This is a genomic window from Bacteroidales bacterium (assembly GCA_031275285.1).
In the GTDB taxonomy this organism is placed as follows: domain Bacteria; phylum Bacteroidota; class Bacteroidia; order Bacteroidales; family UBA4181; genus JAIRLS01.
Genome location: JAISOY010000023.1, coordinates 1 through 14,700 on the forward strand (window position 1 = coordinate 1; position 14,700 = coordinate 14,700).

15 protein-coding genes are annotated in these 14,700 nt (G+C 39.4%); 7 read left to right on the forward strand and 8 right to left on the reverse strand.

What is annotated here, in order from left to right; genetic code table 11:
• Together LBQ60_02205 and LBQ60_02210 are read right to left on the reverse strand one after the other, a co-directional pair.
• A partial coding sequence (locus LBQ60_02205; protein MDR2036716.1) for a DUF362 domain-containing protein occupies positions 1-826 on the reverse strand: 826 nt, incomplete at its 3' end.
• A 206-nt stretch (positions 827-1,032) separates the two neighbouring features.
• The gene (locus LBQ60_02210) at positions 1,033-2,124 is read right to left on the reverse strand and encodes an RluA family pseudouridine synthase (protein MDR2036717.1); all 1,092 of its coding nucleotides are present in this window, start codon (positions 2,122-2,124) and stop codon (positions 1,033-1,035) included.
• Between the two features lie 143 nt (positions 2,125-2,267).
• Between LBQ60_02210 and LBQ60_02215 the strand changes: the two genes are divergently transcribed.
• From LBQ60_02215 to LBQ60_02225, 3 genes are all read left to right on the forward strand, one after another.
• Positions 2,268-2,789, forward strand: a complete 522-nt coding sequence (locus tag LBQ60_02215) for a sigma-70 family RNA polymerase sigma factor (GenBank protein ID MDR2036718.1) — start codon at positions 2,268-2,270, stop codon at positions 2,787-2,789.
• Positions 2,789-3,250, forward strand: a complete 462-nt coding sequence (locus LBQ60_02220; protein ID MDR2036719.1) for a hypothetical protein — start codon at positions 2,789-2,791, stop codon at positions 3,248-3,250. Before LBQ60_02215 ends, LBQ60_02220 begins: the two co-directional genes overlap by 1 nt.
• A 103-nt stretch (positions 3,251-3,353) precedes the next feature.
• Positions 3,354-4,136 (forward strand): DUF4252 domain-containing protein, encoded by a 783-nt coding sequence (locus LBQ60_02225; GenBank protein MDR2036720.1) that lies wholly within the window; start codon positions 3,354-3,356, stop codon positions 4,134-4,136.
• A 63-nt stretch (positions 4,137-4,199) separates the two neighbouring features.
• Here LBQ60_02225 and LBQ60_02230 read toward each other — a convergent pair whose 3' ends face one another.
• A complete protein-coding gene (locus tag LBQ60_02230; GenBank protein ID MDR2036721.1) occupies positions 4,200-5,396 on the reverse strand; it encodes a pyridoxal phosphate-dependent aminotransferase in 1,197 nt (398 codons plus the stop codon).
• A gap of 175 nt (positions 5,397-5,571) precedes the next feature.
• The gene (gene ygiD / locus LBQ60_02235) at positions 5,572-6,390 is read right to left on the reverse strand and encodes a 4,5-DOPA dioxygenase extradiol (GenBank protein ID MDR2036722.1); all 819 of its coding nucleotides are present in this window, start codon (positions 6,388-6,390) and stop codon (positions 5,572-5,574) included.
• Positions 6,391-6,789: 399 nt separating this feature from the next.
• Between ygiD and LBQ60_02240 the strand changes: the two genes are divergently transcribed.
• The 4 genes from LBQ60_02240 to LBQ60_02255 all read left to right on the forward strand — a co-directional run bounded on the left by LBQ60_02240 (position 6,790) and on the right by LBQ60_02255 (position 9,857).
• Positions 6,790-7,773: an ROK family protein gene (locus tag LBQ60_02240; protein ID MDR2036723.1), complete on the forward strand. Its 984-nt coding sequence runs from the start codon at positions 6,790-6,792 to the stop codon at positions 7,771-7,773.
• An 86-nt stretch (positions 7,774-7,859) separates the two neighbouring features.
• On the forward strand, positions 7,860-8,858 hold the full coding sequence (locus LBQ60_02245) for a M23 family metallopeptidase (protein ID MDR2036724.1): 999 nt from the start codon (positions 7,860-7,862) through the stop codon (positions 8,856-8,858).
• 70 nt (positions 8,859-8,928) lie between these two features.
• Positions 8,929-9,303, forward strand: a complete 375-nt coding sequence (locus LBQ60_02250) for a MerR family transcriptional regulator (GenBank protein MDR2036725.1) — start codon at positions 8,929-8,931, stop codon at positions 9,301-9,303.
• A 218-nt stretch (positions 9,304-9,521) separates the two neighbouring features.
• Positions 9,522-9,857, forward strand: coding sequence for a hypothetical protein (locus LBQ60_02255; GenBank protein MDR2036726.1), 336 nt, complete (start codon positions 9,522-9,524; stop codon positions 9,855-9,857).
• 14 nt (positions 9,858-9,871) lie between these two features.
• On the opposite strand, the gene LBQ60_02260 is transcribed toward LBQ60_02255, so the two are convergent.
• The 4 genes from LBQ60_02260 to LBQ60_02275 form a co-directional block, all read right to left on the reverse strand.
• Positions 9,872-11,281 (reverse strand): MFS transporter, encoded by a 1,410-nt coding sequence (locus LBQ60_02260; protein MDR2036727.1) that lies wholly within the window; start codon positions 11,279-11,281, stop codon positions 9,872-9,874.
• A 43-nt stretch (positions 11,282-11,324) separates the two neighbouring features.
• Complete coding sequence (locus LBQ60_02265; protein MDR2036728.1) at positions 11,325-12,893, reverse strand: glycerol-3-phosphate dehydrogenase/oxidase; 1,569 nt, start codon at positions 12,891-12,893, stop codon at positions 11,325-11,327.
• A gap of 250 nt (positions 12,894-13,143) precedes the next feature.
• Positions 13,144-14,316, reverse strand: a complete 1,173-nt coding sequence (locus LBQ60_02270) for a sodium ion-translocating decarboxylase subunit beta (protein MDR2036729.1) — start codon at positions 14,314-14,316, stop codon at positions 13,144-13,146.
• Between the two features lie 3 nt (positions 14,317-14,319).
• On the reverse strand, positions 14,320-14,697 hold the full coding sequence (locus tag LBQ60_02275; GenBank protein MDR2036730.1) for a biotin/lipoyl-binding protein: 378 nt from the start codon (positions 14,695-14,697) through the stop codon (positions 14,320-14,322).
• Positions 14,698-14,700 lie beyond the last annotated feature (3 nt).

Genomic DNA, 14,700 nt, shown 5'->3' on the forward strand with positions numbered 1-14,700 from the left:
TGCCGAATATTTTTGCAGCGGCAGCATCAGCTGCTACAATATCAGCAGAGATGATCTGTGACTTTTCAAGGGAAACATCGCTTGCTGAAACACCTTTGGGACCATTTTTTTTCATCACACGATAACCATCGATAATATTCAGGTCCGGTTTACGGTAAGTGACCATATCTGCAATACATTGCTGGAGGTTATTCTTATGCCAGAAACCACGGTCCCATACAATACCCATCAGGTTTTTCATCGCAAAGGAGACATGCGCTCCGCCATGATGTTTCAATACAGGGACATTAATAAAAACATCACTGTTCAATATCATGTTGTGTACTTTTGCATCTTTAAGCATTTTTCCTTTGGGAATACTCACTTGTTTATATTGGCTTTCGGTAGCTCCGGAAACGACCGTTGCTCCGGCATCTTTTGCCGCTTTTTCAATGCCGCTGGTTGCATAAGCTTTCTGCCATGCGTCGCATGTATTGTCAAATACAAACACCTCTTTTGCGCCTGCCGCCAAACAATGCTCTATAATTTTAGCCACCAGCTCGGGATTGGTATTGGCGCCTAATTCAGGTACCCTATCCCATCCGATATTTGGCTTTACCACTACGGTTTGTCCCGGTTTAACGAAATTTTTCATTCCTCCCAATGATGCAATGCCTTTTTCGAACATTTCCGTCGCCTCGCCACCCATTACGGCTACAAGGTCGTAAGGCGCATTGGGGTTAGACGGGATACTCCCGAATGCTTCTTCCAAAGAAAGTAATGAAAAACCTGTGCCTGCAGTAATTCCTGCGGCTATGCTTTTTGAAATAAAATCTCGTCTTTTCATAGATGAATGATTAATTTTTCTGTTAAAATGTGCTAATGTATTTTATTGGAATCTTTTTATTATCAATGGTTTTTCTATACCAAAGGTAATAAAAAAACCGATGCAACATACATCATTTATAATTATGATATACCTTTATTTAGATTTTTTAACATAATCAATTTGCCTTTACGAAGAACTTTATTGCCCATAAAGATCCTGATATCTCATTCTGAAATTTCAATATCCCGACTCTGTGTATATTTTCGCCATTTTTCAATAACTTGTTCCATATCTTCCGGTAATTCAGATTCAAAATACATACGTTCTCTTGTCACTGGATGATCAAAAGCTAATGATCTGGCATGTAGCGCCTGACGTGGGAGAATGACAAAACAATTATTAACAAACTGTTTGTATTTGGTAAAAGTGGTTCCACGAAGAATTTCATCCCCACCATAACGGGCATCATTGAACAAAGGATGTCCCATATGCCGGAAGTGAGTCCTGATCTGGTGGGTTCTTCCGGTTTCAAGCTGGCATTCCACCAGTGTCACATAGCCCAGACGTTCCACTACACGATAATGGGTCACAGCATGCTTTCCGTCAGATCCATCTTCAAATACCCACATCTGCATCCGGTCTTTCGGGTTACGGCCGATATGTCCGGTAATGGTTCCCGCATCTTCGGAAAGATTACCCCAAACCAATGCCAGATATTTCCGCTCGATAGTGTGTTCAAAAAATTGGCGGGCCAGATGATTCAGGGCATATTCCGTTTTAGCCACTACCAGAATACCCGATGTATCCTTATCTATACGGTGTACCAGCCCCGGACGCATTTCCCCGCTTTGAAAAAGAGGCAAATCCTTTAAATAAAACGTCAAAGCATTGACCAGTGTTCCCGTATAATTGCCATGACCGGGATGTACCACCATACCGGCCTCTTTGTTGATCACAATGATGTGATCGTCTTCATAAACGATATTAATCGGAATATCCTGGGGAATAATGGTTAACTCCCTTGGAGGATGGGGCATCACTACCGATATTTCATCCAGGGGTTTGACTTTATAGTTCGATTTTACAGAACGACCATTCACCAATATATTACCCGCATCAGCAACAGCCTGTACCTTGGTACGTGATGCATTTTCAATGCGATGTGTCAGGAACTTATCAATGCGGACAGGCGTCTGGCCTTTATCGACAATCCAGTGATAATATTCATATAATTCACCGGTTTCTTCCTGTAAGTCATTATCCTGCAATTCAAGGTTTGGTTTTTCCTGAATATTGTCTTCTTTTTGGTTATTCATTTACATGCAAAGATAAATACAAGTTGAAAATTACAAATCAGATTCAATGGATCTTTTTTATTTTTCTTTTAATCAAGTTATTACAAGTTATATGGATGTGATTTTTCATATTATTTTTGTGCCGATGTTATATTTTTGAATGAATGGTGTCTTATTTACAGATGGATATTCGATTATTTAAAACAAACGTACTGCCTGTAAGAGGGAAACTATATCATGTAGCTATGAAGATACTCGGGAATGAGCATGATGCGGAAGATGTTGTCCAGGAGTCGATGCTTAAACTATGGTTGATGCGACAACATCTATCCGGATACAAAAGCATTGAAGCATATGCGGTACAAATGACCAAGAATATCAGTCTTAATAAGATAAGGGCAAGAAAACCGGTTACGGAAAATTGGTTCGACGATGTTCCCGAAACGGCAAGAAAACCGGACCAGCAGGCGGAAGAAAAGGATTCGGTGGAAATGGTCTCGAGGATCATCGAAAACCTTCCGGATATGCAAAAAATGATCATCCAGCTTCGTGATATTGAAGGATATCAGCCCGAAGAAATTGCCGAAATTACTGGCTGTGAAATAGCTACCGTCAGGGTTAACCTGTCAAGGGCAAGAAAGAAAGTAAAAGAAATATTTTTCAGAATAAATAAATTCGACAAGTAATGAAACATAATGAAGAAATAAAGGGATTACTGGAAAAATATTATGAAGGTATCTCTACAGATGAAGATGAACAATTTCTGTATGTGTATTTTTCTTCGGATGAAATCGCAGAAGAATTTGAAGCATACCGATCGATATTCATCTATCTGAAACAAAAAAGAAGTATAAAAGATGACAGGCAATTGCCTGTATATATACCTTCTTTTAAAAAACGCATTATCCGGTATATCATACCAGGAGCGGCAGCAGCATGTATTTTACTGGCTGCGGGATTATATCTGAATCAAAAACATGAAGACGTTTCATGTTCCGGGACATTTGTTATGATTGATGGTGTTTGTTCTGATGATCTATCCCTTGTAAAGAAATATACCATACAAACTATCGATCGTATTACTTCTCCAACAGAAAAGGTATACGATCCGTTGGATTTCCTGGATGAAGAAATTCAATCATATTGAAATCAAGGTGCTATTTATTATTTTCTTAAATATCATTGATAAAGAGAATTACGTTCAGAAAGTATAATATTAATTGTTTTATATTACTTAAAAATACACAATCATGAAAACCCGTTTATTTTTTCTCATAGGATTATGTTTCATTTTATCTACATCTATAAGAGCACAGAGTCAGTTAATGGAAGAATTAATGAAAGAATATTCTTCAAAAGAAGGTGTCGCCTATGTAAATGTGTCGCAACAAATGCTTCAAAACATTTTTGAAGATGTTGCCAAATTACCCGTCCGAATGTCTGCTTCATCACCTGTTCAAATCTCTGCTTCTCGCAGTGCGAGTGCATCTGACATAAAAAAGGAAATTGATGTTTCAGCACCAGAAGCTTTTAGCAGCTTATCCATATCAAAAAAAAATCATGCATCCTTTGTTCCTTCCAAAACTTATTCTGATTTCCGTAATGCATTCAATAAAGCTAAGTTTGAGCAATATATGGAAACAAATAAGGGAAACGACCATGTTATTGGTTATTATCAGAAAAAAACCGGAGGAAAGAGTAATGAAATTTATGTTCTCCGGCAACAATCCAACCATTTTTCCGTGATTTATATAAAAGGGGATATAAATATTAAATATTTAAACATATACCTTCAATATATACGCTCCTATCTTAATAAAATGGAAACCGGGGATTTATTAGATAATTACCAGGGATCCGAAGATATTTTCCGAAGATTCAGGGATCAAAGTATGGCGCGGTTAAGAGAACATTCCTTTGATCTAAAAACAAATCAGCCAAATCATGAAAAATTAGATAGCCTGCTTCAGCAGAGAGTAAGAAAAACACTTAAAGAAATGAAACAAGAACCGGATACTATCTTTGTAAATTAAAAATTACTTATCCGGACCAAATGATAAAACAGGTCAATAACGAATGATCCGGGCTATTGGAAGTTATTTCCTCCCGGGATATACTTCCAAAGCTTTTTCCAGACATTCCAAAGCATGCTCGATATCGGTCTTGTTGATCACATAAGCCATCCGGACTTCATTTTTCCCTAAACCCGGTGTAGAGTAGAACCCGGAACCCGGAGCAAGCATTACAGTCTGGTTGTTGTACTGAAAATCGCTCAATATCCATTGTGAAAACTTATCGGCGTCATCCACCGGTAAGCGGGCCATCGTATAAAATGCGCCCTTGGGCATAGGACTATATACTCCCGGAATACGATTCAGTCCGTTGACCAGCGTATTTCTCCTTTCGATATATTCGTCGTATATTTTTTCATAATATTCCGGCGGAGAATCCAAAGCAGCTTCGGCCAGAATCTGGCCGAAAGTAGGCGGACTTAATCTCGCCTGGGCAAATTTCAATACCGTATCCATCAATTCCTGGTTACGCGTGACTAATGCACCCACCCTTATTCCACAAGCGCTAAACCGTTTCGACATGGAGTCGATCAATACAGCATGCTTTTCCAGTCCATCAATCTGCATGATGGAATAATGTTTGTCCCCGTCATAACAAAACTCACGGTATACTTCGTCTGAAATCAGGAACAGATCATGTTTGACAGCAATTTCAGCCAGTTTTTCCAGTTCGGCACGTGAATATAAATAACCGGTAGGATTGTTCGGATTACAGATCATAATTGCCCGGGTAGCGGGTGTTATCAGGCTTTCCAATTCTTCTACCGGAGGCAGGGCAAAATTATTTTCGATAACCGATTTTAACGGTTTCAGTCCAACCCCTGCAACTGTTGAGAATCCGTAATAATTAGCATAAAAAGGTTCAGGAACAATCACATCTTCATAATGGTTCAAACAGGCCATCATAGTCATTGAGATAGCTTCTGATCCACCATTCGTGATCATGATCTGGTTATGATTCACATTGATATTTTTTTCCTGATAATATTGGGCCAGCCTTTTACGCAAGGATTCAATCCCCATTGAGTGGCTATATTCCACGACTAGCAAATGATTGTGCCGTACCGCTTCCATTCCTATCGCCGGAGTAGGAATATCGGGCTGTCCGATATTCAGGTGGTATACTTTAATACCCCTGCTCTTTGCCTGTTCGGCATAAGGGGCTAATTTACGGATAGGTGAAGGCGGCATAATCCGCCCTTTGGTAGATATCTGAGGCATTGAATTAAATATGAAATTTGTCCGGTAAATGTCTTTTCGATTGATCAACAGAAGACATTCATTTCTGCAGAAACAATAAAGATCTTTACAGACTTAAACACTGCAAAATAAGTACAAATCTTTCGTTATTGAAAATAATTCCCCGATTACTTTGTAAATAAACCGTCTTACGGAATTAATGACTGATAATGAACGATGTCATCGAAATAGCTCCCCCGATCACTTTGTCATTAAAAATTGTGATCCGGTCATTTTCTGTTTTAAGTGCAAGTGCATATATGAGTGGAATATAATGTTCTTCGCTCGGGATGCCCCAATAAGCATGCTTCGATATCCGTCCGTAATCCATCAAAGCTTCTGAATTATTTTCAATGATCCTCTCTTTCAGTAATTCATTTAATTCCAACGCCCAATTATAAGCAAATTCGTGATCGAACCCATTTTTTGTTGACTTAGCCAATCGTAAATTATGAATGATATTACCACTTCCAGTGATAAGGACACCCATTTTCCTTAAAAACAGCAATTCTTTTCCGAGACGGTAATGGTGTTTCATGCTTTTTGTATGGTCGATACTCATCTGTACTACCGGGACATTGTTATCCGGATACATATGTTTCAGGAAAGACCAGGTTCCATGATCTAATCCCCAATGGTAATCTTTCCCGATAGAGTAAATACCCAAATGAGTATATATGATTTCCGATAGAGCCGGCGAACCCGGTGCCGGATATTTTTGCGCATATAATTTGTCGGGAAACCCTCCGAAATCATAAATCGTTTTTGGTCGTTCCATAGCAGTTACTTTTGTCCCTTTTATTGACCAATGTGCAGATATACACAATATTGCCTTGGGACAGGGAAATGTCCTGACAATCCTTCTCCACTCATCAGAAAATTCATTTTTTTCAAGAGCGTTCATAGGATTTCCATGCCCTATGAATAAAACAGGCATTAATTTTTCTGTGGACTTGTGTTCTGTTTTCGCTTCCATGTGTGTCAAATCCGCACTATGATGCAAATAACCTGTGTATTTATCTGCAAGACCGATACATTATGATATTTGCAAATATAGTATAAAAATTCATCTTTCAAAACAATCTACAAAAACCTTGGATTCAGGTGATGAATAATCTCATTTCCGGTCATCAAAAATGATATTTAACATGACTCAGGCGCATTTTAAGAATTATTAATAATTCTTTACTATTGCTTTTTAATCAAGCAGGTGGATATATCAAAGTTATTAATTATATTTGACGGCAGATTAAAAATCTGTTCCATACAATGTTCGTTTCAGACAAACAAACATTGTATGATAAATAAAATTGACCTGTTGTAGAAAAGATTATTTATTATTGAGTAATTTTATTTTTTATAAACCAAAACAAATATCAGAACCAACATGAAAAAAGATGCAGTAATAGGGATAGATATCGGAGGAACATTTACCAAGTATGCCATTATTGACCGTATGGCTAATGTATTGATTGAAGGATCGGTTCCCACGGACCAAACCGATGATGTCAATGAATATCTGAGTACTTTGAAGAAGGCCATTGATAAAACGATCAAAGAAGTAGAGGATACGGTTACAATAAAAGGAATCGGAATTGGAGCACCCAATGGTAACTATAAAAGTGGAAGCATCGAGTTCGCACCTAACCTGAAATGGGCACATGGAAAAGTTGTTCATTTGGTTCAACTACTGCAAAAGCATTATAATATGCCTGTTGCTGTTACCAATGATGCCAATGCGGCTGCTCTTGGCGAAATGATATATGGTGGAGCAAAAGGTATGAAAGATTTTATCCTGATCACTTTAGGAACCGGTTTAGGAAGCGGAATAGTCGTCAACGGGGAGTTGGTCTATGGAAATGACGGATTTGCAGGTGAAGTTGGCCACGTAAGAGTAAAAGACAACGGACGTATCTGTGGATGCGGACGCAGAGGTTGTCTGGAAGCTTATGTCAGTGCACCGGGTATTAAGAAAACAGTCTTTGAATTGTTGGCTGAATATCCCGATCCCAGTGAATTGAGAAAGTACTCGTTCGAGGAAATGGATTCCGAAATGATTTATCACGCGGCTACCCGTGGTGATTTTATTGCTTTGAAAGCATTTGAAATCACAGGTGATCTTTTAGGAATCAAGCTGGCCGATGCCGTAGCACATACTTCTCCCGAAAAAATATTCCTGTTCGGAGGTTTGGCTAAATCCGGTGATTATATTCTTAAACCAACCCGGGAAAGCTTTGAAAAGAACCTGTTGAAAATCTACCAGGGAAAAATTCCAATTGTATTATCTTCACTTCCTGAAGGTAATGTAGCCGTATTAGGAGCAAGCGCATTGATCTGGCAGGAAATTAATCAAAACTAAGATAAAAAAGATGATGCGGGGTATGGGAATTCTTCCATACCTCGTTTTTCATTAAACAAAAAATCTGTGTTTTTATAGCGATTAATATGGCAAAAGGTAAATATAAATATAATCCGGAGTCGTTAAGTTTCGATAAAATCAGGGGAGGTGTGAAAAACACGTTGATCCGGGTTTTCACTTTCGTAACTGCATCTGTCTCCGTTATTGTTTTATGTTACCTTGTCCTGTCTCTTTTTATCGGCACCCCAAAGGAACGGATCTTATCCCGGGAAGTGGATCAAATGAATCGTACAAACCAGGCATTGAGCGAAAAACTGGATCAATGGGAAATTGCGCTGAATGATATGAGGCAACGGGATGACAATATCTACCGGACCGTTTTTGAAGCGGAACCTATTCCCCTATCAATTCGCCAGGCGGGTTATAGTAAAATCAGGCGTTATGAAGATCTGGAGAGTTATTCTAATACCGAATTAATTGCCGAAGTCAGTCAGCGGCTGGATAAGATCACCCGACAAATGTATCTCCAGTCGAAATCATACGACGAACTAATGGAACGCGCCAAAGAACAAAAAGAAATACTACTGACACGACCAGCTATTCAACCTATTGACAACAAGGACTTAAAAAGAACCGCATCAGGATATGGAGACAAGATCCATCCTATTTACGGAACCAAATTTTTCCACAAGGGAATGGATTTTACAGCACCCATCGGAACAGATATCTATGCCACCGGTGATGGCGTTGTCGTCCAGAGTTATGCAATAGGTGACGGTAGCGGTGTGCCGACCGGCGTATCGGCAGGTTTCGGTAACCGGATAGTAATCGATCACGGCTATGGTTATCAGACTCTTTATGCCCACATGGACAAACTGGAAGTGAAGAAAGGACAAAAAGTAAAACGCGGACAAGTAATCGGGACTGTGGGAAATAGCGGAGTATCTACTGGACCGCATCTTCATTATGAAATCCATAAAAACGGTAAACCGGTAAACCCTATCCATTATTATTATAATGATCTGGGACCTGAAGGATACGCATTGATTTTAGACCTGGCAAATGTAGGTAAAACATTCGACTAGAATGGAATACAGCAAAAATACATTCACGAAGTTAATTCCCGGTGAATTAAAGATGCAGGAGAGCATATATATGTGTCCTGTATTCAAGCATTATGCAAAATTCAGAGAGCAAAAGAAAAGATCAAGTCATAAATTATATTACAGCATCAGTGAAGTAGCAACTATGTTCGGTGAAAATACTTCCCTGATACGCTATTGGGAAAAAGAATTTGATATTATCAAACCCAAAAAAAATAAGAAGGGAAACCGGTTGTTTACCCAGCAGGATATTGATAATATAGGTTTGATTTATCATTATGTAAAAGAACGGGGAATGACTTTGAAAGGTGCCCGCCAAAAAATGAAAGAAAACAAAGAAGATTTAGAAAATACCTTTCAAATTGTACAATCGTTAAAGAAAGTTCGTTCCATGTTATTGGAAATCAAAGATAATCTTGATGTCTGACTTATGTTTAATGACTAATTATATGGTAATTTCCTGATCTGGAAGCCCATAAATAATACAACTTTTAATATATCTTAATACATATCCTTAATCATTAAAATTTCATTAAGAAAATTTTCTTTTTCTGTCTGGTATATATTGTATTGACTACCGGTAGGGTCGTAACTATCCAATCATTTTATCCTTTTGCTACTATGACATTTTAGGTCCGGATATCAATGCAGGAAATAGTTTATCAGGCAGATTGGCGGATCAATAAATACCTGCATCTGGGATTGAATCCATATTTTGCTTTGCGGCAGAAAAAAGGGAACAATGTAGGCACCCATTATATGACCAGCATTATTATATCGCCGCATTTTGAAATGGCAGCTGTAGGTGTTGAATTGCCCATTATATACAACCAATTCAAATCTTTCAATGTAGGATTCGGTCTTCGGCTGGGTGCGCTCTGGCTGGGGTCTACCAACTTTTTCAATATGATAGCATCCAATAAATTAAGAGAGGCAAATCTCTGTATAGCTTTTAAAGTTTCTATCCATCATAAAAAATAAGATCTAGATTAATGTTACTTTGCCTTAAATGTGCGTTGTTCCTGACGATGGATAAACGCCATCAACACCATAGACAAAATACAAGCTGTTATAATAGCTATAAAATAAGTATTCCAAGTAACGTCATTGTGCGCTAAATAACCCAACAGATTGTTGGCAAGAATTGCCGTTCCGAAAAAATATCCAAAAAATCCTGTTAACCCGGCTGATGCTCCTGCAGCATTTTTTGGCGATAGGTCTAAAGCCTGTACTCCGATTAACATAATAGGGCCATATACAAAAAATCCTATGGCTACTATGGCTATATTATCAATTAATTGCATATTGGACGTAAACAACCGGATAATATGGTCAACAAAACCTCCCTGCCCGTTTTTCCAATATACCAATACTGCTAACGTTGTCATTCCCATGAATAATATATTCATTATTGCACGCCGTCCTTTAAATATACGGTCGCTCATCCAACCACACAGCAATGTACCAGGTATAGCTGCCAGTTCATAATACATATAAGCCCACCCGGATGTCTTGATATCATATCCTTTCATCTGCTGGAGATAGGCGGCAGCCCAATCCAATACCCCATAACGGACCATATATACAAATACATTGGCAAACGCAACCATCCAAAGAATTTTATTGGTAAATACATATTTAAATATGATTTCTCTGGTGGTCAATACCTCTTCCTGCTTCTTCGAATAATTAATAGGATAATCATTTCTGTATTCTTCTATGGTTGGTAACCCACAAGCCCTCGGGTTATCCCGAATAAGCAGGAAGGCTATTGCAGCGATAAGAATAGCAATCATCGCCGGAAGGAAAAAATATCCAAATTGCATGCTTGCAAACTTTGAATAGCCATAAATGGTAAAAACTGAAAAGCCTAATGCTGTCACAGGTCCTAGCGCCGCTCCCCCTACGTTATGAGCAATATTCCATATTGACATCTTAGTCCCGCGTTCTTTGACCGAAAACCAATGTGTCATTACTCTTCCACATGGGGGCCATCCCATACCTCCTACCCATCCTATAAGAAACTGACAAACAGCCATTGTGGCCAGGTTGTATAAACCCAGCCGGGTGCCTGCCAACATTATAGCTACCGATGCAAGTACAAGACCTAAAGGAAGAAATTTACGGGCATCCGAACGGTCGGATATTCCACCCATAATAAATTTAGATAAACCATAAGCAAAAGCATTCAATGATAGTGCAAACCCCAACGATGACTTTGTTAAACCCATCGTTTCTTCCAATAACGGTATTGCCAGAGAAAAGTTTTTACGCACCAGGTAAAAAGCAGCGTATCCTATAAAAATACCTAAAAAAACCTGCCAACGCATCTTTTTGTATGTAGCATCGATTTCTTCTTTCGGCTTTTGCGGCTTAGGAGGAGGTGGCGATAAAAAATTTTTCATAAGTTATCATTATTGTTTTGATGATCATCATATAAAAATCATTTTATAAAATGTAATTTGCTGCTATTTTATTGTATGTTTCCACCTGTTCCTTTTCCCATGACACTTCTTTTCCTAACTCCTGAGCCATAACGGATGCCACTTTCGGAGCCATCTCTAATGAGGCACGGGCATCAAGATACAATGCACGTACTCTTCGGGCCAATACATCATCTACCGTCATAGCCATTTCTTCACGAACCGCCCAAATGACTTCGGCTACCGTGAAATCAAACTGAGGGTGCAATTTTTCTGCAAAAGCAGGATTCTCCTGTTGCAACCGGACAATCTTCTCTCCATCACTGCCATACACATACAACCAATTACTACGGTCAGTAGTCGGTTTATAGCCATGTATTTTCATTTCCCGGGTAACACATTTCCGATAGTTTAAGCCTGATTTTTTGATGCCCAAATCTACGGTTTCCTGTGCCATCTGCCGGTAAGTGGTCCATTTCCCCCCTGTTATGGTGACTAATCCCGAATCCGATGAAATCAGTTTATGGCTCCGTGAGATTTCTTTTGTCTTCTTTTCATCAGCATTATGTTTCGGTGCAGCCAAGGGTCTCAGACCGGCAAATACACAGAGTACATCTTCACGCTTCGGAGGACGTGTCAGATAAGCTGCTGCCGTTTTTAAAACAAAATCGATCTCTTCTTCCAATGGTTTTGGTTCCAGTACAAATTCTTTCATGGGTGTATCAGTAGTCCCCAAAATCACTCTGTTGTGCCAGGGAACCCCGAACAGAACCCTTCCGTCACTGGTTTTAGGGATCATAATAGCATCATCACCTCCCAAAAACGAACGGTCAACGACAATATGAATTCCCTGGCTCGGACGGACCAAAGGATGTTCTTCCTTATCATCCATCCGGATAATATCATCTACAAATATACCCGTAGCATTGACAACACAACGGGCCTTCAATTCAAAAGTCCCTCCATCCAGTTCATCCTGTGCAATTACACCAGAAACTTTACCATTCTCTTTCAACAAAGATGTAACCCTTGTATAGTTTGCAAGAACTGCTTTCTTTTCAATAGCAGACTGCATCAGATTAACTGCCAGCCGGGAATCGTCAAACTGTCCGTCATGATAAACGACTCCACCTTTTAACTTATTTTGAATGATCTGCGGAACCGCTTTTATCACTTTTTTCTTTCCCAATGGGAGCGAACGCCCTAAGCCCAAACGACCGGAAAGTAAATCATATACCGTAAGTCCAATGGTATAAAAAGGCTGTTCCCACCAACGGTAATTCGCAATGATAAAGCGCTGGTCCTTTACCAGATGCGGAGCATTCCGGCGTAATCGACCCCTTTCTCTCAAAGCTTCGCGCACCAATGCGACATCACCTTTCTGCAAATACCGCACACCCCCGTGTACCAGTTTCGTGCTCCGACTCGATGTCGCTTTGGCAAAATCAGATTGTTCCAGCAATACTGTAGAATAGCCCCTGGAGGCTGCATCAAGGGCAATGCCCAATCCAGTAGCACCACCGCCTATGACAATAAAGTCCCATATTTCTGTTTCTCCGGACTTCAACCGATTCAAGAATTCATTTCGCATCATTCAAATAGTATTATATTTTTTCGATATATTTCGGTATGGGCAAAAGTAAAACAAAAAAACAATCGATACAAAACTTATCGAAACTTTTTTATCAGACTGATCCAATTAATTACAAAATAAAATTATTATTTCTGTATTTATCTTTTTTTTAGATGCTTAAATTCGTTCTATTCCTTATAAACAGGCATGTAACTTTATAAAAAAATCCCCCCAAAACTTGGGAGGATTTTTTTATCATATCGCGTATTTTCTAATATAAAAAGCTAAGCAATATCCCAGCCGCCACTGCGCTACCTATAACGCCTGCTACATTTGGTCCCATAGCATGCATCAATAGATGATTGCTCTTATCATATTCCTGTCCGACAATCTGAGACACCCGCGCACTATCCGGAACAGCAGAAACTCCTGAGTTGCCGATTAACGGATTGATCTTATTTCCTTCTTTCAGGAACAGATTGATGAATTTCACAAAAAGTACGCCTGCAGAAGTCGCAACAACAAAAGATGCTGCACCTAAAGCAAAAATACCTATTGATTTTGCTGTCAGAAAAGACGTAGCCTGTGTAGATGCACCGACAGTAAGACCGATCAAAATGGTCACAATATCGATCATCGGACCACTGGCTGTCGTTGCCAAACGTTTGGTCACACCACTTTCTTTCAACAGATTACCAAAGAATAACATACCTAACAGCGGTAATCCAGTAGGAACAATAAAACAAGTCAAAGTAATTCCGATTAACGGGAACAAAATCTTCTCTGTCTTAGATACCTGACGTGGTGGCTTCATCCTGATCAAGCGTTCTTTAGACGTGGTAAAAAACCGCATAATCGGAGGTTGTATTACCGGGACAAGTGCCATATAAGAATAAGCCGAAACAGCTATGGCTCCCATTAACTCCGGAGCCAGTTTGGAAGAAATGAAAATAGCCGTAGGCCCATCAGCACCACCGATAATACCTATAGCTCCTGCTTCTGCAGGAGTAAAGCCCAATAAAAGAGCAATTGCATATGCCCCGAAAATACCGAATTGTGCCGCAGCACCGATCAGCATAAGCTTCGGGTTGGAAATCAATGCCGAAAAGTCCGTCATTGCCCCGATTCCCAAAAATATCAGAGGCGGATACCAGCCATTTTGAACTCCATGATACAGGATATTCAATACACTGCCTGATTCGTAGATACCGATTTTTAATCCCGGATAAAAGGGAATATTCCCAATGATCATACCAAAACCTATTGGTATTAACAGCAAAGGCTCATATTCTTTGGTTATAGCCAAGGCAATAAAAATCAGCCCAACAACAATCATGATCAAATGTCCCCAAGTAAAATTCGCGAATGCAGTATATTCAACGAACTGGGCCAATTGACTTTGTACAAAATCAAAAAAACCGGAGGAAGCTTCAAGTGCTATCATATCTTACTCTCCTATAACGATTAACACATCTCCTTCCATGACAGCACTACCCTGATTCACTTTCACTTCAGTTACTGTACCTGCCTTGTCGGATTCTATATTATTTTCCATCTTCATAGCTTCCAGCATCAGCACTTTTTGTCCGATGCTTACTTTATCGCCCGGCTTAACAAAAATTTCCAGTATAGTTCCCGGAAGTGGTGATTTGATGGTGCCTGTTTTCGATGTCGCTTTGACCGCTGCTCCCTGGTCAGTCGACGGTACGGCTACCGGACGGACTAATTTTGGGGTTTTCGGTTGTTTAATTTCCTTATCAACAATTACACTGTAGGGAGTTCCGTTTACTTCTAATTGTATGGTTTGTTCCTCAACACTGTTGATTTC

Coding starts and splice junctions, on each gene's coding strand:
- LBQ60_02265 (MDR2036728.1), bottom strand. CDS start 12,893: ATGATGCGAAATGAATTCTTGAATCGGTTGAAGTCCGGAGAAACAGAA.
- LBQ60_02245 (MDR2036724.1), top strand. CDS start 7,860: ATGGCAAAAGGTAAATATAAATATAATCCGGAGTCGTTAAGTTTCGAT.
- LBQ60_02230 (MDR2036721.1), bottom strand. CDS start 5,396: ATGCCTCAGATATCTACCAAAGGGCGGATTATGCCGCCTTCACCTATC.
- LBQ60_02220 (MDR2036719.1), top strand. CDS start 2,789: ATGAAACATAATGAAGAAATAAAGGGATTACTGGAAAAATATTATGAA.
- LBQ60_02215 (MDR2036718.1), top strand. CDS start 2,268: ATGGTGTCTTATTTACAGATGGATATTCGATTATTTAAAACAAACGTA.
- LBQ60_02210 (MDR2036717.1), bottom strand. CDS start 2,124: ATGAATAACCAAAAAGAAGACAATATTCAGGAAAAACCAAACCTTGAA.
- LBQ60_02270 (MDR2036729.1), bottom strand. CDS start 14,316: ATGATAGCACTTGAAGCTTCCTCCGGTTTTTTTGATTTTGTACAAAGT.
- LBQ60_02225 (MDR2036720.1), top strand. CDS start 3,354: ATGAAAACCCGTTTATTTTTTCTCATAGGATTATGTTTCATTTTATCT.
- ygiD (MDR2036722.1), bottom strand. CDS start 6,390: ATGGAAGCGAAAACAGAACACAAGTCCACAGAAAAATTAATGCCTGTT.
- LBQ60_02255 (MDR2036726.1), top strand. CDS start 9,522: ATGCAGGAAATAGTTTATCAGGCAGATTGGCGGATCAATAAATACCTG.
- LBQ60_02260 (MDR2036727.1), bottom strand. CDS start 11,281: ATGAAAAATTTTTTATCGCCACCTCCTCCTAAGCCGCAAAAGCCGAAA.
- LBQ60_02250 (MDR2036725.1), top strand. CDS start 8,929: ATGTGTCCTGTATTCAAGCATTATGCAAAATTCAGAGAGCAAAAGAAA.